Genomic DNA, 25428 nt, shown 5'->3' with positions numbered 1-25428 from the left:
GGAAGCTGGTAAGTGATGAGGTACATGCTTTCGCCCTCTTGGGGCAATCATAACTATGATTGTTATTCTTATGAAGAGGTGATTCAATCGTGGGTGAATGGACACATTTTAATGAAGGCGATCATGTTCCTAACGACGGCGAATATATGGAAATTGGCGAGAATGCCTTCCATATGGGAATTAACAATCCCAAGACAGTTACACTGCGCAAAGGCGACACTTTTCCAGCAACGAGCAATCATAATCGCAAATGGCATAAAAAAGGCGGCAAACGGATGTAACTACTTCTATTAAAATGAATGAAAATGAACACCCTCTAGCTTAGCTGCGGGGTGTTCATTTTCATATACACTCAGATACTTTTACCTCATATACACATTTTTCTCTGAAATCTTTCCATCCGGAAAGTAAACGAATAAGGCATAGTATCCTGGTTGATTCGAGATGGCAAATTCATATGATTGTTTCCCATTCTCTTCTTTCACTAACTTCCCTTTAGATCCTGTCTCCTTAACCAAATCATCATAGGTACTCGTCATTGGAATTTTCTCGACTTGTTCCCTCGTAATCGTGGAGGTTGTTTCTGCCACCCCACCAGTTGCCTTCGGCGTAGCTGTCACTGTCCCACCCGTATTCGTGCCACTAGGCGTCGCAGAAGCCCCAGGTGAGGTCTGAACAGTCACACTTGCAGTTGGACTAGCTACGCTGTTTCCGTCCTTCTTGGAGCAACCTGAGGCCACCATTGCAAACACCACAAGAACTATCATCCATATCTTAATAACTATTTACCTCCTTGATCTTCAGTTCTCAATCCTAACGGTTAGTTTTCCTGCATTTGGCTTCTTTATCCCTTTTTACATCGTTTCTAAAAACAAAAAAAAACCGCCTATACCCATTACGGATATAAACGGCTTTCATCCATCTTATGTGTTCTAGTACGGAAAGAGTGGGAGTCGAACCCACGCACGCCTCGCGACGCCTAACTGATTTCGAGTCAGCCCCCTTGGACCACTTGGGTACCTTTCCAAGGAAAATGAGAACAGGACTTATTGTATCAAAAAAGTCTGTCTCTCGCAAGTGTTTTACTATTTTTATTGGAAACTTAGCTCGTCTCTTCGTCCATCATGGCATCTGTCACGGCATTACTGCGTAATATTTTCTTAAGCTTGCTTTCGAACTTCGTTCTCGGCACGAGGACACTGTGCTTACAACCTACACACTTGATCCGAATATCCATCCCCATTCGAATAATTTCCATTTCATTAGTACCGCATGGATGGGGCTTTTTCATCTGTACGACATCGCCAAGTTGGTATTCCTTCTTCTCCATCTTAGTTCCCCTCCACCTTTTCCTGTTTAACGTAAGTCACGACCTTAGGATACGGGATTTCGATACCGTTGGCATCTAAATATTTTTTAATTTCCGCGTTCAGAATCCTTCCTACTTCTCCTTGGGTGTTAGGCTTACACTCAGCAATGACCCGTATTTTCAACTCGGAATTCCCGATCATTTGCACACCTAGCACCTCAGGCACTTTGACGATATTCTCTGTACGCTCATTCACTTCACCGACAATTTCTCGCAATAAGTCCATCGCACGATCAATATCAGCATCATAGGCTATAGATACATCTACTACCGCAATCGAATTGTAGGTTGAAAAGTTCGTCACTTGTTTGATGTTTCCGTTTGGGATAATGTGAACCTCGCCTGTCCAGCTTTTGATCCGCGTCACACGAATCCCGATCTCCTCAACGGTCCCTTTGAATTGATCAATTTGAATCACATCGCCAACCCCGAATTGATCCTCGAAAATGATAAAGAACCCCGTAATGACATCCTTCACCAAACTCTGTGCTCCGAAACCTATGGCTAACCCAAGAACACCTGCACCAGCGAGTAAGGGTCCTAAATTTAAACCTACTTGACCTAAAATTAACATGATAGCAACTAGATTTACGGTATACGCGATGAGGTTATGTATGAGAATAGAAATGGTATTCGATCTACGTCTATCAATGTTGAGTGGTGATTTTTCTCTCGCAATGACCATGTGAGCAATAGTTTTATCAGCAATTTTAATGATAATTCTAGCAATGATATATATTAGGACTATTTTGATAACGATCCAGAATACCGAAGCAATGATCTCAGGTTTACTGATATGTTCACGAATCCATTGCATCAGATTTTCGAAGAAATGTGTTTCCAAAGTCACTAGCAAACCTCCTTAATTTTCTACTATAGTACCATATCCATCTTCTTTTTTAAAATATATTCCTCTAATCTCTACGTTCTCGCTCTCTATAATCTCTTGAACTTGAGTAAGATCTGCGCCAGGAAATTCAATAGAAAGAGCGCATCCGGCTGTAATCTCCTTCGGCGTGGGCCTGATATCTATCTCAATATCCGCATATTCTAGCAGCATCTCAGCTCTTAGTGCCTGTTGGGTAGAATCAAAAGCTATCAACATGATAGAAAATTCCAGAGAAAGCTCTCCTCTCTACGTATAAATGTACCTCTCTCTCCATATACTAGTAAAAAGATTTACTACTTTGGAGGGATATCATGAAATTCCATTTTGGATTCGACGGCGATAAAACCCCAGTGCAAGAACCTTTGAAGATTCAACATACCGATTCCAATACACCCTATCTTCTCGCAAAGCATTTACAGTCGATTTTCAGTAAACTACCAACCTATCAACCTATCGTAGTGATTTGTGTAGGAACTGATCGATCCACAGGTGATTCTCTGGGACCACTGGTTGGTTCCCATTTAAATCGCACGACTACACTCCGCAATCTTCATTTGTTTGGCACCTTGGATGAACCAGTCCACGCCATGAATTTAGCCGAAACTGTGGATACGATTCATAAGCAATTCCAGAACCCCTTTATCGTTGCCGTAGATGCTTGTTTGGGGCAAGTGGCTAGTGTCGGCTGCATTCAGGTTGCGCATGGACCGCTTAAGCCAGGTGCGGGAGTCAATAAAGACCTGCCTCCAGTTGGTGATATTCATGTCACTGGGATCGTGAATGTTGGCGGCTTCATGGAATATTTCGTCCTGCAAAATACGCGGCTAAGCCTCGTTATGAATATGGCTACCGTCATTGGCGATGCCCTCTACGCTGCGATCAGACGGACTCAATCATTTACACCGAGTGCTACGACTGCTTTAAAGTTTGAGTAATTGTCTCTTTCTCTTCTGGACTTAACGTATAGCTGGATTGACCTTTTGCAATCGGCTTTGCATATACATACATTTGCTCTCTACTATGTATCCCTGTGAGGATCACACCATCCTGCTCTTCATTCAGCAAGGCCATTGAAAAGCTTAAATCACTACCGCCTTCATTAAAAGCATTGTAGCGACGAATTCCTATGTTGGATGTCATCTTTGTCATGGCTTGACGAATACTAAAGATATTGGCTGAAGCCTTAACGGATTCGGCCTTTTGCTCGTTCAAGGCGTTCTGCATGCCGATTAGCAGCTGCTCCATGTTTTCAGCACTAGAACCATTGATCATTTGCGTATATCGTTTCCGTAAGGATGACAACCGAATTGAAATAATAATGATCGTAATAAACAACACCAGAATGAATGCGAAGCACACTAATATCACATATTCTGCATTCAAGCCAAACAGTTCCCCCATGCCCAAATCCCTCTTTCTACTTTGCATATTGCGCTTGAATCTCTCTTACGGCTTCAATCAAAGCTGTCACTTCTACATCCGTTGTAAAATAGCCGATACTCGCCCGAACGGCACCCTTAGCCAATGTGCCTGCAATTTCATGAGAAAGCGGCGTACAATGATAGCCAGCTCGCACCGCTATTTGGAAGGACTGATCGAGAATAAAGGCAACTTCCGATGAATCCACATCCTGAATATTAAAGGCCACGATTCCTGTCTTATTTTGTCCAAGCTTCGGCCCTAGAATCGTTACTCCTTCAATTCCCAGTAAGCCTTCCATTAATTGTTGGGTATGCGCCCACTCTTTCTCGTGAATCTTGTTCACTGTCTCGGCAAGCACGAACTTCACGCCTTCGTTCAATCCAGCGATGCCAACCGTGTTCTGGGTCCCTGCTTCGTAGCGATCAGGACGCACCGTAGGCTGGTGGATCGCCTCCGATTGACTTCCTGTACCTCCATGCAGCAACGGTTCCAAATCAATGTCTGGATGGATATATAGACCACCCGTCCCCTGAGGCCCCAGAAGCCCCTTGTGGCCAGGGAAGGCGAGCATGTCGATATTCATATCTGCGACATGAATGGGCAGTACACCGGCACTCTGAGCGGCGTCAACGAGCAGCTTCGCGCCGTGACTTCTGCAGAGCTCACCGATCTCACCAATTGGCATAATAGTGCCCAGAAGATTGGAACTGTGATTCACAACGACGAGTGTTGTATTCGAGCGAAGTGCTTCTTTCAGATCATTTAATTGCATATTTCCTTGCTCATCGTGTTTTAAGTATGTAAGCTCTACTCCGGCACTAGCTTTCAAATATTCTAGCGGTCTTCTTACCGAATTGTGTTCAACATTGGTACAAATCACATGATCGCCAGGCTTCACAAATCCTTTGATTGCCTGATTCAGTGCATGTGTCGTATTTAATGCAAATGAAATATCGTTGGGGTTTCTAACACCAAATAATTTCGCCAGATTCCTTCTTGTCACGAATAGTGCACGGCTAGCCTTTACGGCCATCTGGTGACTGCCTCTACCGGGATTGGCTGCATACTCCTGCATGCATTGCATCATCGCATCCATCACCGATGGCGGCTTAGGCCACGAGGATGCCGCTTGGTCGAAATACATAACGCCCTTCATGTTTTCAGCCCCTAAGTCAAAAATATAGCATACCTTAGTTTCTTCTTTCTGCTCGAAAGAAAAACATAGGTATGCTAGCAATTTTTATGAGATTTTACCTTGCAATAACTCTAGCAGTCGGTTGAGATCGTCTTTCGAGTAATAGAGTAGCTCGATCTTCCCTTTGTCCTGCTGACTTTTAATCTTCACCGATGTCCGATAAATATCTCGCAATTGCTCTTCAGCTTGATTGATATACGGGTCTCTGTTTTTTTCTTTTTGCTTCGCCTTTTCTTTTTCAGGGCCGGGCGGTTCTTCTAACATTTTAATCGCTTCTTCAAGTTCTCTAACACTCCATTGTTTAGAGATCGTTGATTCCGCTAGTTCTTTCTTAATCTTATCGTCCTTTACACCAACAATTGCTCTTGCGTGACCCATAGATAATGTTCCACGTGAAACATATTGTTTAATGGCTTCCGGCAGAGAAAGTAATCTTAAGAAATTAGCAATGTGAGACCTACTCTTACCTACCTTTGCTGAAAGCTCTTCTTGCGTCAAAGAAAACTGATCAATGATGCCTTGATAAGCAAAAGCAATCTCAAGCGCATTAAGATCTTCACGCTGAACATTTTCAATCAGAGCGATCTCCATCACTTGCTGATCGGATAAAATCCTTTCAACAGCTGGAATGGTTGGCGTCCCTGCAACTTGAGAAGCACGGAAACGACGTTCACCCGCAATGATTTCATAGCCCTTAAGAACCTTGCGAACAATGATTGGCTGAATAACACCATGTTCCTTGATCGATTCCGAAAGCTCCTTGATGCTATCTTCATTAAAGTGTTTTCTTGGCTGATACGGATTGGCTCTTAATTGAGCTAGTGGAATTTGAATGACTTTATCGCTCTCATCAATATGCAAGGACGTAATTAATGCGTCTAATCCTTTACCTAAACCTTTAGAGAGGCCTTTGGTCATACTGAGATCACTTCCTTAGCAAGTTCTAAATAAACTTCCGCGCCCTTTGATCTAGGATCGTACGTAATAATAGATTGCCCATGACTTGGCGCTTCGCTTAAACGTACATTACGAGGAATAATCGTTTGATATACCTTTGTTTGGAAATACTTTTTAACTTCTTCAATGACCTGAATACCTAAATTAGTCCTCGCATCAAACATCGTCAATAGCACGCCTTCAATTTGAAGTCCTGTATTTAAATGCTTTTGCACCAATCGCACGGTATTCAAAAGTTGACTCAAACCTTCTAATGCGTAATATTCACATTGAATGGGGATAATTACAGAATCAGCTGCAGTTAAGGAGTTAATCGTTAGAAGACCAAGTGAAGGAGGGCAATCTATCAAAATATAATCATATAAGTGTTTGACAAGTTGAAGTGACTTCTTCAATCGAACTTCTCTTGAAATGGTCGGAACCAATTCAATCTCTGCTCCAGCTAGTTGAATCGTTGCCGGAACAATTTTAAGATTTGGAACATTTGTTTCAACAGTTGCATCCTTCGGATGCACATCATTAATTAATACATCGTAGATGCAATTTGTTACATCAGCTTTGTTTACACCAATACCACTTGTCGTGTTCCCTTGCGGGTCAATATCAACCAAAAGAACGCGTTTACCAAGCGAAGCTAATGAAGCGCCTAGATTCACAGAAGTCGTCGTCTTGCCGACGCCACCCTTCTGATTCGTTATTGCAATAATTTTAGACAAAACCATTTCACCTCTATCGCTTATGTTCCATAATGCTATTTAACAAGCAGTAGTACTATCTTACCATAACTATCAATCAGTTACCTCATGAATATTTGATAGATTAGTGCCATTAGATGCAAAAAAAACGGCTTGCGCCGTTTTAGGTAGCATGAATGCCTAAATTATCGCTTAGGAATCTTAATTATAATTTCATAATGGTCTTCATGATCTTGCTCAGACGTATTAATATGTAAACCTGAGCTCGAAACCATTTCAACCGATTGTCGAATCGTATTTAGAGCAAGCCTAACATCTTTCGTAAAAGATACGCGACGCGTCTTCTTAATCTTTGCCGCTTCCTTCAGAAAGCTAATCTTAATTTCCGTTTGTTTAACATTTAATTCTTTTGTAATGATTTCCTCAAGAAGCTTAACCTGTTGTTCTTCTTGATCTAAGGCTAATAAAGCTCGTGCATGGCGCTCAGTAATTTTACGTTCCATCAAAGCCATTTTTACTGGCTCACACAACTGTAAAAGTCGAATCTTATTCGCAATCGTAGATTGGCTCTTACCAAGACGCTGTGCAAGGCTCTCCTGCGTGAGATCATGCATCTCTATCAATTGATGATAAGCTGCAGCCTCTTCAATTGCAGTAAGTCCCTCACGTTGTAAATTTTCAATAAGAGCAATGGATGCTGCTTGTGAATCATTGAAATCACGAACAATCGCTGGGATTGTATCCATACCAAGTTTTTTAACAGCACGCAAGCGCCGTTCGCCAGCAATCAATTCAAATGTATTATTTATGACTCGCACAACGATGGGTTGAATAATACCATGTGTACGAATAGTTTGACATAGTTCATCAATTCGATCATCATCGAACAGCGTTCTTGGCTGATAGGGACTTGGAATAATACTATTTACGGGTATGTTTTTGACCTCATCCGTCGTGGAACGATCTGATAGGCCAAACAGCTTCGATATTTGTTCTTTCATAGGAAAACTTACCACCAACTCTTCCCGTAGTTTAAGCGATCAGTACAGTGAGAAACCTTCTATCGAAGTAAATTCGAGGAGGAGCGACCGCGTTTTAGATGTTGTTTTTATCGCCATTAAGAATTCGTTCTTCCGTGTACCGGAAACTATCAATTCTTAAGTGGTTACAATAAACGGCTACTACATCCCTCTTAGGACGAGCGCGTTTATCTAAAAATTACAGCCCATGTTATGGTGAAAAGATCAACTCGACATTCCGGGACGCTGCCACTCATGCTGTATGATTCTAGTAAATTTAATCTATCAATTGCGAATATCCAACACTACAACATCACAAATAAAAACTAAGGCGAAGCCAGTAACAGCCAAGCTTTCACCTTATATAAGTATTCTCCATCGAAGGCGATAATCCTTCTATTCGTTAAGCAAGCTAGCAAATGTTTCACGTGAAACATTTGCCTTATTTAAAGAGCGGTTCCTTTAGCGGGATACCAGCTTTCCGAGGATATTTAACAGGCGTAGCAGCTGTTTTTCGAATCTCCACAAAGTGTCTCACAGATTCTTCGATTGGCAAAATCATCCGATTAACCTTTGTAACCTTCCCACGCAGTTCTACTAAACTAAAAGAAGCTTCCTTAATCTCCTCATCTACCTCAGAACCCTTCATAGCAATGAAGGTCCCACCGCTTTTAACAAAAGGAAGACAAAACTCGTTCAGAACTTGCAACTTAGCAACTGCTCTTGCGGTAACGAGATCAAAGTGATCACGGTAACGAGGTAATCTCGCCACATCCTCTGCCCTGCCATGCACACAGTCCATATCTGTTAGATGGAGTTGAGAGACAATTTCTTTTAAAAATAGAATCCGCTTATTCAACGAATCAACAATCGTGACTTGAAGGTGAGGAAAGACAATCTTGAGCGGAATGCTTGGAAACCCAGCGCCTGAACCGATGTCAGCTAGTGACATCGCCTTCGACATATCGTAGTTAAAAGCCACAGAAAGAGAATCATAGAAATGTTTAAGATAAACTTGACCTCTCTCTGTGATACCCGTTAGATTCATTTTCTCATTCCACTCAACGAGTGTCTTGTAATACTGATCAAACTGATCTAGCTGTTGTGTAGATAGCGTGATATTTTCTTTTTTTAATAACTCTATGAATTGTTGCTGTGTAGCATCCATATCTTAACCTCTAGCCGCTATGACTCTATTGTAATGTTCTAAATAAACAAGCAAGATCGAAATGTCCGAAGGAGTAACCCCGCTAATCCGGGATGCCTGACCAATAGAGATAGGACGAATTTTCGCGAGTTTTTGTTTCGCCTCTGTCGCAATACCATGAATCAAGCTATACTCAATATCGTCGGGAATCTTTTTCTTTTCCATTTTGCGCAAACGATCTACTTGATTACTCTGCTTTTCAATATAGCCGGCATACTTCACTTGAATACCAACTTGTTCCTTCATATCTTCATCTAAGTCAAAAGGAGACATCGTCATTTGTTCAATATGCTTATATTCAATCTCAGGTCGACGCAATAAGGAAATCGCCGGTACCGAGTTCGTCAGCTGCACGCTTTCCAAGCTTAGTAGTAATTCCTGAACATGAGGCTCAGGTCTTACCTTCACTTCCGATAACCGTTCAATTTCTTGTTCAACTAGTGATTTTTTGTTCAAAAATTTCGCATAACGCTCTTCAGAAATCAATCCGATTTCATGACCGATAGGTGTCAATCGTAGATCCGCATTATCATGACGAAGCAACAAGCGATATTCTGCACGTGAAGTAAGTAAGCGATACGGCTCACTCGTCCCTTTTGTCACTAGATCATCAATCAGAACGCCGATATAGCCTTCCGAACGATCCAATACGATGGCTTCCTTCTCCTGCACTTTACGAGCTGCATTAATACCCGCCATGACACCTTGACCCGCAGCTTCTTCATACCCAGATGTTCCATTGATTTGTCCAGCAGTAAATAAACCGCTAACCAACTTCGTTTCCAATGAAGGCTTCAATTGCGTTGGTACAACAGCATCATATTCGATGGCATAGCCCGTACGCATCATTTCAACTTTCTCTAAGCCAGGAATAGAACGCAAAATCCCAAGTTGTACATCTTCCGGCATACTTGTGGAAAGACCTTGCACATAATACTCTGAAGTACTGTGGCCTTCTGGCTCAAGGAAAATTTGATGCTTCGCCTTATCAGCGAAACGAACAATTTTATCCTCAATAGAAGGACAATACCTCGGGCCGGTCCCTTCAATAGCACCTGAGAACATCGGAGCGCGATGTAGATTATCATTAATAATTTGGTGAGTTTCTGCAGACGTATACGTTAACCAGCAAGGCAACTGTTCATTATGATTAGAGCCATACTTAGTTTCGAACGAGAAAAACTTAGGTTGCTCATCGCCAGGCTGAATTTCAGTTTTACTAAAATCAATCGTATCTCCATGAACGCGCGGTGGCGTACCTGTTTTGAAACGAACTAGGTCGAAGCCCAGCTTGCGCAAGGACTCAGATAATTTTACAGATGGTTGTTGATTATTAGGTCCACTCTCGTACATAAGTTCGCCCATAATGACTTTTCCGCGTAAATACGTACCCGTCGTCAAAACGACAGATTTTGCGTAATATTCAGCACCGGTTTTAGTAATTAACCCTTTACAAACGCCGTCCTCAACAATAAGCTCCTCAGCCATCCCTTGACGCAAAGTTAAGTTAGGCGTAGCTTCAATGGTTTCTTTCATTTTATGCTGATACGAAAACTTATCCGCTTGAGCGCGCAGCGCATGAACAGCTGGACCCTTACCTGTATTCAACATACGAAGTTGAATATAGGTTTTATCAATATTGCGACCCATCTCTCCGCCAAGTGCGTCGATCTCACGAACAACGTGTCCTTTCGCCGGACCACCGATGGATGGGTTACAAGGCATGAAAGCAACCATGTCCAAGTTGATCGTCAATAGTAACGTATTGCAACCCATGCGAGCTGAAGCTAGCGCGGCTTCGCAGCCAGCATGCCCGGCGCCGATAACAATAACGTCATAATCTCCTGCGTGATATCCCATAGAAACGTCCCTCCCTCTTTTATGAAAACGCGAATGCCGTCGATTTTCATTTACCTAAGCAGAATTGTGTAAAAATTTGATCGATTAAGGACTCTCCTACGGAATCCCCGATAATCTCTCCTAACTGCTCCCATGCTGCTCGGATATCAATTTGAATCATATCAATCGGTACATATTGCTCATTCGCATCCAATGCATCCTGTAAAGAACGCTTTGCTTGCTTCAATAAAGAAATGTGACGTACATTACTCACGTACGTCAGATCACTGGATTCAAGCTTACCTTCGAAGAAAATCGCAGCGATCGCTTTTTCCAAATCCTCAATACCTTTATTCTCAATCAGCGATAACTCCACAATACGCTCTTTTGGAAAATAACTGAGCACTTGTTCCACGTCAAGTTTGCGTTCCAAATCAATTTTATTCAGAATAACAATCGTTTGCTTATCCGCCAACTGCTTCATCAGAGCAATTTCATCGAATTGAAGCTCGTCATTACTATTCAATACAAGCAAAATGAGATCCGCTTCAGTTAACGCCGTCTTCGAACGCTCAACACCCATTTGTTCAACAATATCTGAAGTTTCACGAATACCTGCCGTATCCAGCAGCTTCAAGGGAATGCCACCAATATTCACGAACTCTTCAATAACATCCCGCGTTGTCCCTGGAATATCGGTAACAATAGCCCTATTCTCTTGTGCTAATTCATTCAACAGCGATGACTTCCCAACATTAGGTTTGCCGACAATCGCCGTCTCAATGCCTTCACGTAAAATCTTGCCTTGTTCCGCGGTCACCAATAAACGATCAATTACAAACATGACCGCATCGCACTTCGTTTTGATGAAAGCATTCGTCATTTCCTCGACATCATGTTCCGGATAATCAATGTTAACCTCAACATGGGCCATCAACTCCACGAGAACATACCGCAAATGCTTAATTTGCTTGGATAAATTACCTTCCACTTGCTTCAAAGCGACTTTGAAAGCTCGATCAGATTTAGCACGAATCAAGTCAATGACCGCTTCCGCCTGTGTTAAGTCAATACGACCATTCAAGAATGCTCGCTTCGTGAATTCACCTGGTTCTGCTAAGCGGACCCCTTGCGAAAGTAGCAAATCAAGCACATTCTTAACGGAAACAATCCCGCCGTGACAGCTGATTTCAACAACATCCTCCATCGTGAAGGAACGCGGAGCTTTCATTAACGTAACTAGAACCTCCTCTACCTTTTCGGCAGAAGCAGGTTCTATAATGAATCCATAATGTACCGTATGCGTATCAGCAACAGATAATTTCGTTTTTGAGCGGAAAATACGTTCAACGTATGTGACAGATTCCTCACCGCTCACACGAATAACCGCTATCCCACCCTCACCAAGCGGTGTAGAAATAGCAGCAATCGTATCATTTAACATAGTGTTTGCACCTCGAATTTACCTCATTGTAAAGAAAAAGCAATGACATATGAACCAAGTCATTGCGATCTGTGTTATTTAACAGCGATGACAACCCGACGATTCGGTTCTTCGCCTTTACTGTATGTTTTGATAACTGGATGACCTTGTAATTCAGCGTGAATAATTTTACGTTCTTGTGAGTTCATAGGCTCCAAAATAACTTCTTTTTTCGACTTAATGACGCGGTTAGCCAGTCTTAAAGCAAGCTCCTCCAACGTCTTCTTCCGTCGATCACGGAAATTCTCCGCATCTAAGATGATGCGGAAATGAGAATTCGCATATCGATTTCCAACAATATTCACTAAATATTGAAGTGCATCGAGCGTTTGTCCTCTTTTGCCGATCAAAATACCTAATTCCGAACCACTCATGTTTAAGACATAGCCTTCACGATCTTTATGAGTATCTATGGTGATGGAAATTTGCATCGCTTCGAACATATCTTGTAAGAAAGCTATCGCTTCCTCAAGTGGATCGGGTATCAATTCGAGCTCAACTTTAGCAACTCTGGATCCAATAAACCCGAACAACCCTCGTGAGGGCTGTTCCAAAATATGAATATGTACACGATCCTCCGAAACTTGCCATTGCGCTAGACCAGATTTAACCGCTAGCTCAATTGTCTTTCCAGTCACCACGATTTTCTTCATTTAGACAGGCCACCCTTATTATTTTGAGATCCAGGCTTCTTTTGTGAACCAGGAGCACCATAGATGAAATAAGACTGAATGATTGTGAAAATGTTACCGTATATCCAGTATAACGGAAGAGCTGACGCAAAATTCATGGACATAACGAAAATCATAACCGGGAAAATATACATTAAACTTTTCATTTGTTGATTCATTTGAGATGACATAAACATTTGTTGAACGAAAGTTGTAGCCGCGGCGATCAAAGGAAGAATGTACAAGTGATCCGGCTTACCAAGATTCAACCATAGGAATGTGTGTTCATGAATTTCTTGATTTCGCATAATCGCTTGATACAAGGCGATAAGAATCGGCATTTGAACGATGATAGGAAAACAACCCGCTAGTGGATTAACACCATTTTGCTGAAACAATTTCATTGTTTCTTCTTGTTGCTTTTTTGCATCATCTTTATATTTCTCTTTAAGCTTCTTCATTTCAGGCTGCAGATCCTGCATCCGTTTGGAGCTTTTGTATTGCTTAAGCGTAAGCGGCAAAATAATCAATCGAATAATGATTGTTACGACCAAGATGGACAAACCATATTGACCCCATAAATGATCAGCGAACCAGTCAAGTGTTTGCGAAAGCGGGTACGTAAAGTACTTGGTGAAAAAATTAGCCGTGTTCAGGTCGATTGGCGCTGATGCTGCACCTGACGTGCTACATCCCGACAAAAGCAAAATCACCGAAGACAGTGCTACTAGCAAATAAATTCGACGAGTCAAAATGAGATCCTCCTAAATGTCTTTTCCAAGATAAACTATAACACAACTTCAGCCCGCAAGGAAATAATGCGTTACTTTTTTGTAGCGTCATTTTTTTTATATAAAGAAGCTTTTCGAATGACATGCCATATACTCTTCTCCATGTCTGCATAAGTCATATCAACAACTGGTTTTCTAGCCAGCAGAATGTAGTCATATTGAGGTGTCATGTTTTCTTTTTTTAAACGAATGATTTCTTTCATCATCCGTCTCAGCCGATTGCGTACGACTGCATTACCAATCTTTTTAGAAACCGAAACACCGAACCGAAACTCTTCTGCTTTAGATTGCGGCAAATAATAAAGCACGAATTGGTGATTGGCCATGGATTTCCCATACCGATACACTTTACTAAAATCTTCTCTTTTCGCTAACCGATATTGTTTCTCCACAGCAATGTACACTCCAGACAGATCACATTCATTAGTTGAAAGAACACTACATATCTTATCTAGTTTTAACAAAACCAGTTCAATGTAAACCATCCACTAAAATGCAAAAAAAAAAGCCCCTTTCGGAGCCTTTTCTTACGCGCTAAGGACTTTTCTTCCTTTAAGACGACGAGCTTGTAGAACTTTACGACCGTTCTTAGTGCTCATTCTTTTACGGAAACCATGGTTCTTCTTACGCTTTCTCGTATTCGGGTTAAATGTTGGACCCATCTATAGCACCTCCCTACCTGGCTGAGGATATCCATCCTACAAAATTTCTACTACTCATTAAATCATTTTCACAGAAGAAAGTCAACCTACCCAAGTGTGCAGTATTTGGATGATGGACTTTCCTCAGCAGCTCTCATTGGATAACAAAAGAATAAGCTGTGTATAAAATTTTGACGAGAAAGAACAAACTTTGTCGAAAATCAACAGAATATCAACAATATCTTGTGTTGTGAACAACTTCTACCCACAACTTGTTGTTATTGTGGATAATACAAAACAATCCGTTGATTAACAAGGTATCTTTTGTTAAGATAGTAATGTTTCTGCTGTGGATATACGCCACTAATCCTCAAAGTTATCAACACCCTGTGGATAATAATGTGCACAAACTACCCTCTACAAGCATAAGTCATTTCTGTGAATCCTTAATAGTGTGGATAAAACCGACAAAAGTCATCCTTTTTTGACCCCACAAGACATAAGATTCTTTTTGCCGAAATATGGACATAATAAATGCTAACTAGCTATTCCATTGAGATTACAACGTGAGTTGTTCATTCTTGCGTTTTATCCATATATGATAAGCAATGTTTTCCCTGGCCTATGCCACATGTTTGATTCAAAAGGAGTGAAGTACTGTGGAAGGCCATTCTACGGACCTTTGGCAACAAATTTTAACGATTATTCAAACGAAGCTGAGTAAGCCGAGCTTTGACACTTGGCTCAAATCGACCAAAGCCACTGTATTCAACGATTCTACCGTTATCATTTGCGCGCCTAATAATTTTGCGCAGGAATGGCTAGAGAGTAGATACACGAAACTAATCGAAGGAACGATCTACGATTTTACGGGTAAGCATGTTTCCGTCAAATTCGTTATCGAAACCGAAGAACATAAATCCAATTCGATGACGACGATTCCACCTGTTATCATTCCACCCAAAGGGCCAGCTATCGTCGCGGGTGAAGAAAACTTTACAAGTATGATGAACGCTAGGTACACCTTTGATACCTTCGTTATCGGATCTGGCAACCGATTTGCTCACGCAGCTTCCCTCGCAGTAGCTGAAGCGCCGGCAAAAGCGTATAATCCCCTCTTTTTATATGGAGGTGTTGGACTAGGTAAGACTCATCTCATGCATGCGATCGGACACTATGTACTCGAACATAACCCAGGTTCTCGGGTTCTATATATATCCTCCGAAAAGTTTACCAATGAATTTATCAATGCAGTCCGTGATAACCGCGGGGAAGGCTTTCGTAATAAGTATCGTACAATTGATGTGCTGCTCATCGATGATATTCAATTCCTTGCAGGGAAAGAAGGAACACAGGAAGAGTTTTTCCATACATTTAACGCGCTTCATGAAGAAGGAAAGCAAATTATTATCTCAAGTGACCGTCCACCGAAAGAAATTCCAACGTTGGAAGATCGATTACGTTCACGTTTTGAATGGGGACTTATAACGGATATTCAACCGCCTGACTTAGAAACGCGTATAGCAATTTTACGCAAAAAAGCAAAAGCTGAAAATCTCGAGATCCCGAATGAAGCTATGATCTATATCGCCAACCAAATTGATACGAACATTCGAGAGCTGGAAGGCGCCTTAATACGTGTTGTTGCATACTCGTCCCTTATTAATCAAGATATTACCGTTCATCTGACAGCCGAAGCGTTGAAAGATATCATCCCATCCAACCGTCCAAGGGTCATTACGATACAGGATATTCAAGCGCGAGTTGGAGAATTCTATGGTTTAAAGCTCGAGGATTTCAAAGCGCGTAAACGTACCAAAGCCGTGGCTTTCCCAAGGCAAGTAGCGATGTACTTATCACGAGAGCTCACAGACTTCTCATTGCCGAAAATCGGAGATAATTTTGGGGGTCGTGATCATACAACCGTCATACATGCGCATGAAAAAATTGTGCAGCAGCTAAAAGTTGATCAGGAGTTATATAAGATCGTCCATAACCTAACGGAACGCATCAAAAACCCCTCTTAATAACATCACTTTATTAATAAGCCTATGCACAATCTATTCACATGTGGATAGGCTTGCTCTATCTCGGGTTCATCCACATATCCACATATCTACAGCCCCTACTGCTATTACTAATAAAGAATGATATTATATAATGATTATGCTAACGCACCGTCAAAAAAGAATTGCAGGAGTGAAGTCATGAAATTAACTATCCTAAAGGACCATTTAATTGAATCCATTGGTCACGTTTCCAAAGCCATATCTTCTCGAACAACGATACCCATTCTTACAGGGATCAAAATAGATGCAACCTTAAGCGGTGTAACATTAACCGCTAGTGATACTGACATCTCCATTCAAAGCTTTACAGCAAGTGAAAACAGCACAATTAAAATTATTGATCTTATCCAGGCTGGGAGTGTTGTACTTCCTGCTAAATTTTTCGTTGAAATCATTCGTAAACTGCCTGCGCAATTGATTGAAATTGAAGTTAAAGGAAATTTCCAAACAATTATTCGTTCAGGTTCTTCCGAAATTCAAATTATGGGCTTAGATCCCGATGAGTATCCGCTGCTTCCAGAAATCGAAGAAAGCAAAATGCTTCGTCTTCCGAGTGATTTGCTTAAAACGATGATTAAACAAACGTCATATGCTGTATCCACGAATGAATCAACGCCCATTCTTACAGGTGTACTTTGGAACATTACAGGAGATAAGTTGAAATTTATCGCTTGCGATCGTCATCGCCTGGCAAGTAGAGAAGTAACTGTTGATAATGACCTTGCACAAAATTTGCCTAATATCGTTATTTCAGGTCGCACTTTGAACGAGCTAAGCAAAATCTTGCCTGATCAAAACACCCTTATAGATATAGTTATTGCGGACAACCAGGTTTTATTCAAAATTCAATCCATTTTATTTTATTCGCGTATATTGGACGGTACTTACCCAGATACATCGAAGCTAATTCCGCAATCCTTTCAAACCGAAATGGTTGTTCCAACCAAAGAATTGGCGGAAGCGATCGATCGCGCCTACCTCCTCTCCAAAGAAGATAAAACGAATATTGTTAAGATGATGATGCTTGAAGATAAATCTATCGAAATCTCATCGAGCTCCTCAGAGCTAGGTAAAGTAACCGAACAAATCGCCCTGCAGCATATTGTTGGCGATTTACTTAAGATTTCGTTTAACTCCAAATACATGTTGGATGCACTTAAGGTACTCGATTCCGAGTTTATTCAAATTGGATTTACAGGGGCTATGCAACCAATCATCATGAAACCACAAGATTCCACAAACATTTTACAACTGATTTTGCCGTATCGAACAACGAATTAAGGGAGTGCGCTCGAATGAAACAAATAGTTATCAACACCCCATACATCACGCTTGGGCAATTTCTAAAATTATCGGACTGTATATCCACAGGTGGACAAGCTAAATTTTTTGTTGTGGAAACCAAAATTGAAGTAAACGGGCAAGCTGAAAATCGCAGAGGTCGGAAACTTGTGCCGCAGGACGTAGTGAAAGTGGAAGGTTTCGGGCAATTCGAGGTCATAAGCTCCTGATCGGATTAACAGGAGGATGATCGGCTAATGTTTCTTAATAAACTCGTACTCAGTCACTATAGAAATTACGAACAGATTGAATTAACCACATCGAACAACGTAAATATTTTCGTCGGACCCAATGCACAAGGGAAAACCAATTTACTTGAATCCATCTATGTCATGGCGATGACCAAATCCCACCGCACACACCAAGATAAAGAATTAATCGGTTGGAATGGTGATCAAACGCTGCTGCATGCGGAGATTCAGAAAATGTATGGAAGCTGCAAGCTGGATCTCTCCATCTCAACAAAGGGGAAAAAAGCGAAGATTAATGGCCTTGAGCAAAAAAAGCTTAGTAATTTTATTGGTGCATTAAATGTTGTCATGTTTGCGCCAGAAGATTTAGAGATTGTTAAAGGAACACCGGGAATTAGACGCCGTTTTCTCGATATGGAAATAGGTCAAGTACAGCCCTCCTATATTCATGACCTATCGCAGTATCAAAAAATTCTGGTACAGCGCAATAACTATTTAAAGCAAAATTACCCTGGAAAAAGCTCTCCTGACGCTATGCTAGACATCTGGAATGAACAATTAGCACAGTATGGTGTTAAAATTATGAAAAAGCGTCAAAACTTTATAAAGAAGCTTCAAAAATGGGCCGAGAACATCCACAGAGGGATAACGAACGATAGTGAAGCGTTGGTAATTCGCTACTCCCCTTCGTTTGAGATGGAGCCATTTGAAGATGAATCTGTTTTATTAAACCAATTTATGATAAAGTTATCTTTGGTGAAAGATCAGGAATTCCGAAGAGGTGTCACTTTAGTAGGCCCTCATCGTGACGATCTTCTCTTTTTCATTAATGACAAAGAAGTCCAAACGTACGGCTCCCAAGGTCAGCAGCGCACAACCGCGCTATCACTCAAGCTCGCAGAGATTGAGCTCATTCATGAGGAAGTGGGCGAATATCCCCTGCTATTGCTAGATGATGTCCTATCAGAGTTGGATGAATATAGACAGACACAATTAATTCGCACATTTCAGCAGAAAGTCCAAACATTTATTACGACAACAGGTCTAGAGAGTGTTCATTTGGACCAACTGGATCATGCTTCCGTGTTTCATGTGTTGAAAGGAAATGTAAGCGGCAGGAGCTGAGGAGCATGTTTATTCATTTGGGTGGAGAGAAAATTATTAGAGCGTCTGAGTTAATTGCCATATTTGATATTTCGATTGAGAAGTCGTCCAAAATATCGAAGCAGTTCATTCAACAAGCATTACAAGATAAGAAAACCGAGCAAATCGGCGAGGAAGATTGCAAGTCACTGGTCGTGACCAAAAGTAAAGTGTACTATTCTCCGATTTCCTCAACAACGCTCAAGAAAAGAGCTAACCAGTTATTGACGAATTAACTTCTTTTAATATAAAAAAGCAGGTGAAGAGTAGCATGTCTGTGAATCAAAATGCGTACGATGACAGTCAGATTCAGGTTCTGGAAGGTTTAGAAGCCGTTCGCAAAAGACCGGGTATGTACATTGGTTCAACCAGTGCCCGGGGACTTCACCATCTCGTTTGGGAAGCTGTAGATAACAGTATCGATGAAGCCCTGGCTGGTTTTTGTACAAAGATCGATGTCATTGTTCATAAAAATAACAGCATTTCCGTTATCGATAACGGACGTGGGATTCCTGTTGGTGAGAATGCCAAACTGAAAAGACCGACACTCGAAGTTGTTCTTACCGTGCTTCATGCTGGTGGTAAATTCGGTGGGGAGGATTCTGGTTATAAAGTTTCAGGCGGACTTCACGGGGTTGGTATCTCTGTTGTAAATGCTTTGTCAGAGCTGCTTACGGTTCAAGTTAAGCGTGAAGGCCAAATTCATCAACAAGAATATCGCCGCGGTGTGCCTCAGTATGACGTAAAGGTTATCGGCGAGACAGAAGAAACAGGTACGCAAGTTACGTTCCAACCAGATCCAGAGATTTTCAAGGAAACGACGGAGTACGACTTCGATACATTGCAATCCAGAATTCGAGAGCTTGCTTTCTTGAATAAGGGAATTGAGATTAACTTAATTGATGAACGTACGGATACTGTGGCGACTCATATGTACGAGGGTGGTATTGTGTCCTTTGTACAGCATTTAAACCGTAACCGTGAGGTTGTAAATGAATTGCCTATCTATGTTGAGGGAGCAAAGGATAATATTTCGATCGAGATCGCTCTTCAGTACAACGATAGCTATACCGAGAACATTTATTCTTTTGCCAATAATATTAATACCCATGAGGGCGGAACGCACGAGTCCGGCTTCAAGAGCGCACTGACACGGATTCTGAWTGACTATGCCCGTAAAAATAACTCCATCAAGGAAAGTGATTCTAATCTTTCTGGGGATGACGTTCGTGAGGGGCTTGCTGCGATTATTTCCGTGAAAATTCCAGAGCCTCAGTTCGAGGGTCAAACCAAAACGAAACTTGGAAACAGTGAAGTTCGTGGTATTGTGGAATCTCTATTTGCGGAGAAGTTGCAAGAGTTCCTTGAAGAAAACCCAGCTGTAGCTCGCAAAATCCTTGAAAAAGGGATACAGGCAGCTAGAGCTAGAGAAGCTGCACGTAAAGCCAGAGAATTGACTCGCCGCAAAAGCGCACTTGAAGTTAGTGCCCTGCCAGGTAAACTAGCAGATTGCTCTTCTAAGGACGCTTCGATAAGTGAGATTTACATTGTAGAAGGTGACTCTGCAGGTGGTTCAGCTAAGCAAGGACGTGACCGTCACTTCCAAGCAATTCTGCCTCTGCGTGGGAAAATCCTAAATGTTGAGAAAGCGCGTCTGGATCGTATTCTATCCAATACCGAAATTCGTGCCATGATTACAGCTTTCGGCACAGGAATTAGCGATGATTTCGATATTGCCAAAGCGCGTTACCACAAAATTATCCTTATGACGGATGCCGATGTAGATGGTGCGCATATTCGTACCTTGCTGCTTACCTTCTTATACCGCTACATGAAAAAACTAATTGAGACTGGCTATGTGTATATTGCACAACCACCACTCTTTAAGCTTGAGCGTAATAAAACAATTCGATATGCGTATAACGAAAAGCAACGTGAAATCATTATGCAAGAATTTGGTGAAGGTACGAAAGTCAATGTCCAACGGTATAAAGGACTTGGTGAGATGAATCCGGGCCAGCTATGGGAAACAACTATGGATCCGGAGAGCCGTACACTTCTGCAAGTAACGATCGAAGATGCTATAGAAGCAGATACACTCTTTGATTCATTGATGGGCGATAATGTAGAGCCTAGACGTGATTTTATCGAGGAACATGCGAAATATGTGAAAAATTTAGATATCTAACGTCGTCCGAGACGTTGCAAACGATGTAAGCTTTCAGGAGGAACATTCATGAGCGAAGAATTACATTCGCAAGTCAAAGAAATTGACATTTCGACCGAAATGCGTACATCCTTCTTAGACTATGCGATGAGTATCATTGTCAGTCGCGCACTGCCAGATGTTAGAGACGGTCTAAAGCCGGTTCATCGTCGTATCTTGTTTGCGATGTCTGAACTAGGCATGTCTCCAGATAAGCCACATAAGAAATCAGCTAGAATCGTTGGTGAAGTTATCGGTAAGTATCATCCACACGGTGACACGGCTGTTTACGAGACCATGGTTCGGATGGCACAAGATTTCTCCCTGCGTTATATGCTTGTTGATGGACATGGGAACTTCGGATCTATCGACGGTGATATGGCAGCAGCAATGCGTTATACCGAAGCTCGTTTATCGAAGATTGCTATGGAGCTGCTTCGGGATATTAACAGAGAGACAATTGACTATAAACCAAACTACGATGGCGAAGAAAACGAACCTGTTGTTCTCCCTTCTCGTTTCCCGAACTTACTCGTAAACGGAAGCTCAGGGATTGCCGTAGGTATGGCGACGAATATTCCCCCACATAACCTGAGAGAGGTTATCGAGGGGATTCAGATGATGATCCAAAATCCAGATATCACACCAATGGAGTTAATGCAGGCGATCAAAGGACCTGATTTCCCAACGGCCGGTTTCATTCTTGGACGCGAAGGCATCAGACAAGCCTACACCACTGGTAGAGGCTCTGTTACGATGAGAGCTAGAACGGTCATCGAAGAAAATAATAACAAGGCTAGAATCATTGTGAATGAGCTGCCTTATCAAGTAAATAAAGCAAGATTAGTAGAGAAAATTGCTGAGCTTGTGCGTGAGAAGAAGATTGATGGCATCACTGATCTTCGAGATGAGTCTGACCGTAACGGGATGCGTGTAGTCATTGAGCTGCGACGCGATGTTAATCCTAATGTAGTTCTGAACAACTTGTTCAAACAGACGGCTATGCAATCGAATTTTGGAATTATTATGCTCGCTCTCGTCAACGGAGAACCAAAAGTTTTGAATCTTCGTGAGATGTTGCATTATTATCTTAAGCATCAACAAGAAGTCATTCGCCGTAGAACCGAATTTGATCTGCGTAAAGCGGAAGCTAGAGCGCACATTTTAGAAGGTTTGCGTATTGCACTTGATCACCTGGATCAAGTAATCGCATTAATTCGTTCATCTCGAACAACGGATGAAGCTAGAGAAGGACTCATAACGACATTTAGTCTGAGCCTGGATCAAGCACAAGCCATTCTCGATATGCGTCTACAGCGTTTAACTGGCTTAGAACGTGAGAAAATTGAAGCGGAGTACGCCGAGCTGATGAAGAGAATCGCTGAACTTAAAGCCATTCTTGCCGATGAGCAGCTGATTCTCGCGATCATTAGCGAAGAACTAAATGAAATTAAAGAAAAGTTCGGTGATGACCGACGTTCTGAAATTACAGTTGGTGAAGAAAGCATTGAAGACGAAGACCTAATCCCTCGTGAAGATGTCGTAATTACGATTACCCATACAGGCTACATTAAGCGTCTGCCGGTTACGACCTATCGGAACCAAAAGCGTGGAGGACGCGGTGTCGTCGGTATGGATACGAAAGATAATGACTTCGTAGAACATTTGTTTGTTACGAATACACATCATTATCTGATGTTCTTTACGAATAAAGGTAAAGTCTATCGATTGAAAGCTTACGAGATTCCAGATTTGAGCCGTACGGCTCGTGGGACGCCGATTATAAATCTGATTCAAATCGAACAAGGGGAAACCGTGAATGCGGTCATACCTGTTGAAAGTTTTGAAACAGAGCAATATCTATTCTTTGCAACGAAGCAAGGGGTTGTGAAGAAGACGCCAATCGATGATTATTCAAACATCCGAAAAGGTGGGTTAATCGCCATCAATTTACGAGAAGATGATGATCTCATTGGGGTTAAACTAACGGACGGTAACCAGGGTATAATTATGGGGACCAAATTAGGAATGTCCATTCACTTCCCAGAGAGTGATGTACGTTCAATGGGCAGATCGGCTACGGGAGTGAAAGGGATACACTTGGATGATGAGGATGTTGTCATCGATATGGACGTCGTCCATGAAGATAATAGCGTACTAATCGTAACGTCCAAAGGGTTTGGTAAACGGACACCTGTTTCCGAGTATCGGATTCAATCGCGTGGTGGTAAAGGTATCAAAACTTTGAATGTCACGGAGAAAAATGGTCCGATTGTCGGTCTCAAAGTGGTACAAGAAGACGAAGATCTGATGATCATTTCGGCATCGGGAACAGTTATTCGTACGAGTATGGACGGTATTTCTGTCATGGGACGTAATACGCAAGGTGTTCGTCTAATTAACATACGTGAAGACGATGAAGTAGGAACATTGGCTCGCGTTCAGAAGAATGAAGAACAGAACGAGTCTGAGGAAGACGGCGACTGGGAAGAGTCAACTGAAGCTACAGAGTCAGAGGAATAAAATATAAAATGTAGGGATGGGGGCTTACAAACCCATCCCTTTTACTTTACAATATGGAGTATACGAATTAGTAAGGTGAGTGAATGACCGTGCCGACAGTAGCCGTTTCGCAATTAAAATATGGTGAAAGATTAGGCGATAACGTAATAACCAGGATGGGTAATACGCTTTTTCATAAAGGAAGGATCATTCAGGAGAGGGAACTTGAAATTCTGAAAGCATTTCTCATTCCATCTATTTATATTGAATCTAAGAACAGCAACGAAGTGGAACAAGCAAGCGAAGAGCCAAAAGTGAAAGAACCTGAGGCGGTTCATCCGTTTTATGTGGAATATCAGAATATGGTGAAACTGCTAAAGAAAGTCTTTCTTCTAGCTAATGGCGGACAACAGCTTCCTATATTAGAAATTCGGACAGGCCTCGAAACGCTTATTCGCCATATTGATGCCTATAAAGTGCTCACCTTCACGCCCAAAAATCGAAATCTTCATGAATATATCTATCATAAAAGCATTTTAGTCAGCTTAACCTCCTATTCGCTTGCTAGATGGGCAGGTCTTCCTCAGAAGGATTTAGTTCAAATCGCACTAGCGGGCTTACTACATGATATTGGCATCAGCAAGGTGGATCGTACACTACTGGAGAAGAAGAAGCCTCTAACAGCTGTAGAAATGGATGAAGTTAAACAGCATACACTGATTGGCTATCAAATTCTCAAAAATATGTCTGGTATCAATGAGGGTGTGAAACTAACAGCTCTTCAACATCATGAACGTGAGGATGGCTCAGGCTATCCATTAGGTGTGAAAGCCGATAAAATTCATATCTATGCGAAAATTGTAGCCATTGCTGATATCTATAACGCGATGACGAATGAACGCTACTACAAAGCTGCTCTATCGCCTTACGTTGTATTAGAACAGTTGTTGACCGAATCCTTCGGCAAAGTAGATCCTACTCTCGTCCAAGTCTTTATGAATAAATCCACGCAAATTAGTAACGGAACACTTGTTAAATTAAGTGACAACCGTGTGGGTGAGATAGTTTTCTCCGATCGTTCGCATCCTACAAGACCATGGGTTAATGTAAATGGTACAATCGTTAACTTAACTGTCGAAAGAAATCTATTTATTCAAGATGTGATTGGCCATATTTAAAAGGATATTATCAGCCCTTACTCGTTTAGAGTGAGGGTTTCTTTTATCCCAGAACATTTTCGAATGAGTATGAAAATAAAGCTTGCAATCCTATGGGATATTTGTTATATTACTCCTTGTCGCTTCGGCGGTCGAACGAAAGAACGAAAGAATTCCAAAAAAGTTCTTGCAATTGAGTAGGCCGATGTGGTATATTAATCAAGTCGCCTTTGAGAGGCGAAGGATTAAAAAGGAAATAATTGATCTTTGAAAACTGAACAACGAGTGAGTAAGCACGGACGAGAAATCGTTCAAAAAAGAGATTGCAAAATCTCGCTAGCAACGCAAATGAGCAATTAAGCTTTCAGATATACGGACAAGCAATTGTCCAAACTATTATGGAGAGTTTGATCCTGGCTCAGGACGAACGCTGGCGGCGTGCCTAATACATGCAAGTCGAGCGGGTTTATCCTTCGGGATAAGCTAGCGGCGGACGGGTGAGTAACACGTAGGTAACCTGCCTTTAAGACTGGGATAACTATCGGAAACGATAGCTAAGACCGGATAACTGGTTTTCTCGCATGAGAGAATCATAAAACACGGAGCAATCTGTGGCTTGAAGATGGGCCTGCGGCGCATTA

The 25428-nt window shown here is 41.8% G+C and carries 26 protein-coding genes, 1 tRNA gene and 1 rRNA gene; 11 read left to right on the top strand and 17 right to left on the bottom strand.

The genetic code is table 11. From position 1 onward, the window contains the following. Positions 1 to 89 precede the first annotated feature (89 nt). Positions 90 to 281 (top strand): YjzC family protein, encoded by a 192-nt coding sequence (locus AC1DVJ_RS02430; RefSeq protein WP_028557224.1) that lies wholly within the window; start codon positions 90 to 92, stop codon positions 279 to 281. Positions 282 to 362: 81 nt separating this feature from the next. Here AC1DVJ_RS02430 and AC1DVJ_RS02425 read toward each other — a convergent pair whose 3' ends face one another. From AC1DVJ_RS02425 to AC1DVJ_RS02405, 5 genes are all read right to left on the bottom strand, one after another. After that, complete coding sequence (locus AC1DVJ_RS02425; RefSeq protein WP_477588092.1) at positions 363 to 767, bottom strand: hypothetical protein; 405 nt, start codon at positions 765 to 767, stop codon at positions 363 to 365. Between the two features lie 171 nt (positions 768 to 938). Continuing rightward, a tRNA-Ser gene (locus tag AC1DVJ_RS02420) sits at positions 939 to 1026 on the bottom strand. Between the two features lie 76 nt (positions 1027 to 1102). After that, positions 1103 to 1330, bottom strand: coding sequence for a DUF951 domain-containing protein (locus AC1DVJ_RS02415; RefSeq protein ID WP_477588091.1), 228 nt, complete (start codon positions 1328 to 1330; stop codon positions 1103 to 1105). A 1-nt stretch (position 1331) separates the two neighbouring features. Continuing rightward, the gene (locus AC1DVJ_RS02410; protein WP_477588089.1) at positions 1332 to 2219 is read right to left on the bottom strand and encodes a mechanosensitive ion channel family protein; all 888 of its coding nucleotides are present in this window, start codon (positions 2217 to 2219) and stop codon (positions 1332 to 1334) included. A 12-nt stretch (positions 2220 to 2231) separates the two neighbouring features. Beyond that, positions 2232 to 2474, bottom strand: coding sequence for a putative Se/S carrier protein (locus AC1DVJ_RS02405; protein ID WP_477588088.1), 243 nt, complete (start codon positions 2472 to 2474; stop codon positions 2232 to 2234). Positions 2475 to 2569: 95 nt separating this feature from the next. On the opposite strand from AC1DVJ_RS02405, the gene yyaC reads away from it, so the two are divergent. After that, entirely contained in the window at positions 2570 to 3193 is a 624-nt protein-coding gene (gene yyaC / locus AC1DVJ_RS02400) for a spore protease YyaC (protein WP_477588087.1), read from the top strand. Here yyaC and AC1DVJ_RS02395 read toward each other — a convergent pair. The 12 genes from AC1DVJ_RS02395 to rpmH all read right to left on the bottom strand — a co-directional run bounded on the left by AC1DVJ_RS02395 (position 3168) and on the right by rpmH (position 14199). Beyond that, positions 3168 to 3659: a DUF4446 family protein gene (locus AC1DVJ_RS02395; protein ID WP_477588086.1), complete on the bottom strand. Its 492-nt coding sequence runs from the start codon at positions 3657 to 3659 to the stop codon at positions 3168 to 3170. The two genes, yyaC and AC1DVJ_RS02395, sit on opposite strands and share 26 nt — an antisense overlap. Positions 3660 to 3675: 16 nt before the next feature. Beyond that, positions 3676 to 4836, bottom strand: a complete 1161-nt coding sequence (locus tag AC1DVJ_RS02390) for an aminotransferase class V-fold PLP-dependent enzyme (RefSeq protein ID WP_477588085.1) — start codon at positions 4834 to 4836, stop codon at positions 3676 to 3678. Positions 4837 to 4920: 84 nt separating this feature from the next. Next, entirely contained in the window at positions 4921 to 5793 is an 873-nt protein-coding gene (locus AC1DVJ_RS02385) for a ParB/RepB/Spo0J family partition protein (RefSeq protein WP_477588083.1), read from the bottom strand. Continuing rightward, on the bottom strand, positions 5790 to 6548 hold the full coding sequence (locus AC1DVJ_RS02380) for a ParA family protein (RefSeq protein WP_056622827.1): 759 nt from the start codon (positions 6546 to 6548) through the stop codon (positions 5790 to 5792). Before AC1DVJ_RS02380 ends, AC1DVJ_RS02385 begins: the two co-directional genes overlap by 4 nt. 164 nt (positions 6549 to 6712) lie before the next feature. Then, positions 6713 to 7528: a nucleoid occlusion protein gene (noc, locus tag AC1DVJ_RS02375; RefSeq protein WP_477588082.1), complete on the bottom strand. Its 816-nt coding sequence runs from the start codon at positions 7526 to 7528 to the stop codon at positions 6713 to 6715. 460 nt (positions 7529 to 7988) lie between these two features. Beyond that, the gene (gene rsmG / locus AC1DVJ_RS02370) at positions 7989 to 8714 is read right to left on the bottom strand and encodes a 16S rRNA (guanine(527)-N(7))-methyltransferase RsmG (RefSeq protein ID WP_477588081.1); all 726 of its coding nucleotides are present in this window, start codon (positions 8712 to 8714) and stop codon (positions 7989 to 7991) included. A gap of 3 nt (positions 8715 to 8717) precedes the next feature. Beyond that, complete coding sequence (gene mnmG / locus AC1DVJ_RS02365; RefSeq protein ID WP_477588079.1) at positions 8718 to 10613, bottom strand: tRNA uridine-5-carboxymethylaminomethyl(34) synthesis enzyme MnmG; 1896 nt, start codon at positions 10611 to 10613, stop codon at positions 8718 to 8720. Positions 10614 to 10659: 46 nt separating this feature from the next. Further along, complete coding sequence (mnmE, locus tag AC1DVJ_RS02360) at positions 10660 to 12036, bottom strand: tRNA uridine-5-carboxymethylaminomethyl(34) synthesis GTPase MnmE (protein ID WP_477588078.1); 1377 nt, start codon at positions 12034 to 12036, stop codon at positions 10660 to 10662. A gap of 74 nt (positions 12037 to 12110) precedes the next feature. Continuing rightward, on the bottom strand, positions 12111 to 12728 hold the full coding sequence (gene jag, locus AC1DVJ_RS02355) for an RNA-binding cell elongation regulator Jag/EloR (protein ID WP_477588077.1): 618 nt from the start codon (positions 12726 to 12728) through the stop codon (positions 12111 to 12113). Beyond that, the gene (gene yidC, locus AC1DVJ_RS02350; RefSeq protein ID WP_477588076.1) at positions 12725 to 13498 is read right to left on the bottom strand and encodes a membrane protein insertase YidC; all 774 of its coding nucleotides are present in this window, start codon (positions 13496 to 13498) and stop codon (positions 12725 to 12727) included. The genes jag and yidC overlap by 4 nt, the downstream gene beginning before the upstream one ends. A gap of 71 nt (positions 13499 to 13569) precedes the next feature. Then, entirely contained in the window at positions 13570 to 13929 is a 360-nt protein-coding gene (gene rnpA / locus AC1DVJ_RS02345) for a ribonuclease P protein component (protein WP_477588074.1), read from the bottom strand. 135 nt (positions 13930 to 14064) lie between these two features. Continuing rightward, a complete protein-coding gene (gene rpmH, locus AC1DVJ_RS02340) occupies positions 14065 to 14199 on the bottom strand; it encodes a 50S ribosomal protein L34 (protein ID WP_028557239.1) in 135 nt (44 codons plus the stop codon). A 638-nt stretch (positions 14200 to 14837) separates the two neighbouring features. On the opposite strand from rpmH, the gene dnaA reads away from it, so the two are divergent. The 9 genes from dnaA to AC1DVJ_RS02295 form a co-directional block, all read left to right on the top strand. Next, a complete protein-coding gene (gene dnaA / locus AC1DVJ_RS02335; RefSeq protein ID WP_477588073.1) occupies positions 14838 to 16205 on the top strand; it encodes a chromosomal replication initiator protein DnaA in 1368 nt (455 codons plus the stop codon). Between the two features lie 180 nt (positions 16206 to 16385). Then, entirely contained in the window at positions 16386 to 17528 is a 1143-nt protein-coding gene (gene dnaN / locus AC1DVJ_RS02330; protein WP_477588071.1) for a DNA polymerase III subunit beta, read from the top strand. Between the two features lie 14 nt (positions 17529 to 17542). Next, a complete protein-coding gene (yaaA, locus tag AC1DVJ_RS02325) occupies positions 17543 to 17758 on the top strand; it encodes a S4 domain-containing protein YaaA (protein ID WP_477588070.1) in 216 nt (71 codons plus the stop codon). Positions 17759 to 17785: 27 nt separating this feature from the next. Further along, positions 17786 to 18904 carry a DNA replication/repair protein RecF gene (recF, locus tag AC1DVJ_RS02320; protein ID WP_477588068.1) on the top strand — a complete coding sequence of 373 codons (1119 nt, stop codon included), beginning with the start codon at positions 17786 to 17788 and terminating at the stop codon, positions 18902 to 18904. 5 nt (positions 18905 to 18909) lie between these two features. Beyond that, the gene (gene remB / locus AC1DVJ_RS02315) at positions 18910 to 19158 is read left to right on the top strand and encodes an extracellular matrix regulator RemB (RefSeq protein ID WP_477588066.1); all 249 of its coding nucleotides are present in this window, start codon (positions 18910 to 18912) and stop codon (positions 19156 to 19158) included. Positions 19159 to 19193: 35 nt separating this feature from the next. Continuing rightward, positions 19194 to 21110: a DNA topoisomerase (ATP-hydrolyzing) subunit B gene (gene gyrB, locus AC1DVJ_RS02310; protein ID WP_477588065.1), complete on the top strand. Its 1917-nt coding sequence runs from the start codon at positions 19194 to 19196 to the stop codon at positions 21108 to 21110. A gap of 48 nt (positions 21111 to 21158) precedes the next feature. Beyond that, complete coding sequence (gene gyrA / locus AC1DVJ_RS02305; protein ID WP_477588063.1) at positions 21159 to 23651, top strand: DNA gyrase subunit A; 2493 nt, start codon at positions 21159 to 21161, stop codon at positions 23649 to 23651. A gap of 89 nt (positions 23652 to 23740) precedes the next feature. Then, positions 23741 to 24808, top strand: a complete 1068-nt coding sequence (locus AC1DVJ_RS02300) for an HD-GYP domain-containing protein (protein ID WP_477588479.1) — start codon at positions 23741 to 23743, stop codon at positions 24806 to 24808. A 374-nt stretch (positions 24809 to 25182) separates the two neighbouring features. Further along, positions 25183 to 25428 (top strand): 16S ribosomal RNA (locus AC1DVJ_RS02295); the annotation flags it as partial.

It is taken from the genome of Paenibacillus sp. P4_A9 (genome assembly GCF_056402415.1).
This window is presented reverse-complemented; position numbering and strand designations above follow the sequence as displayed.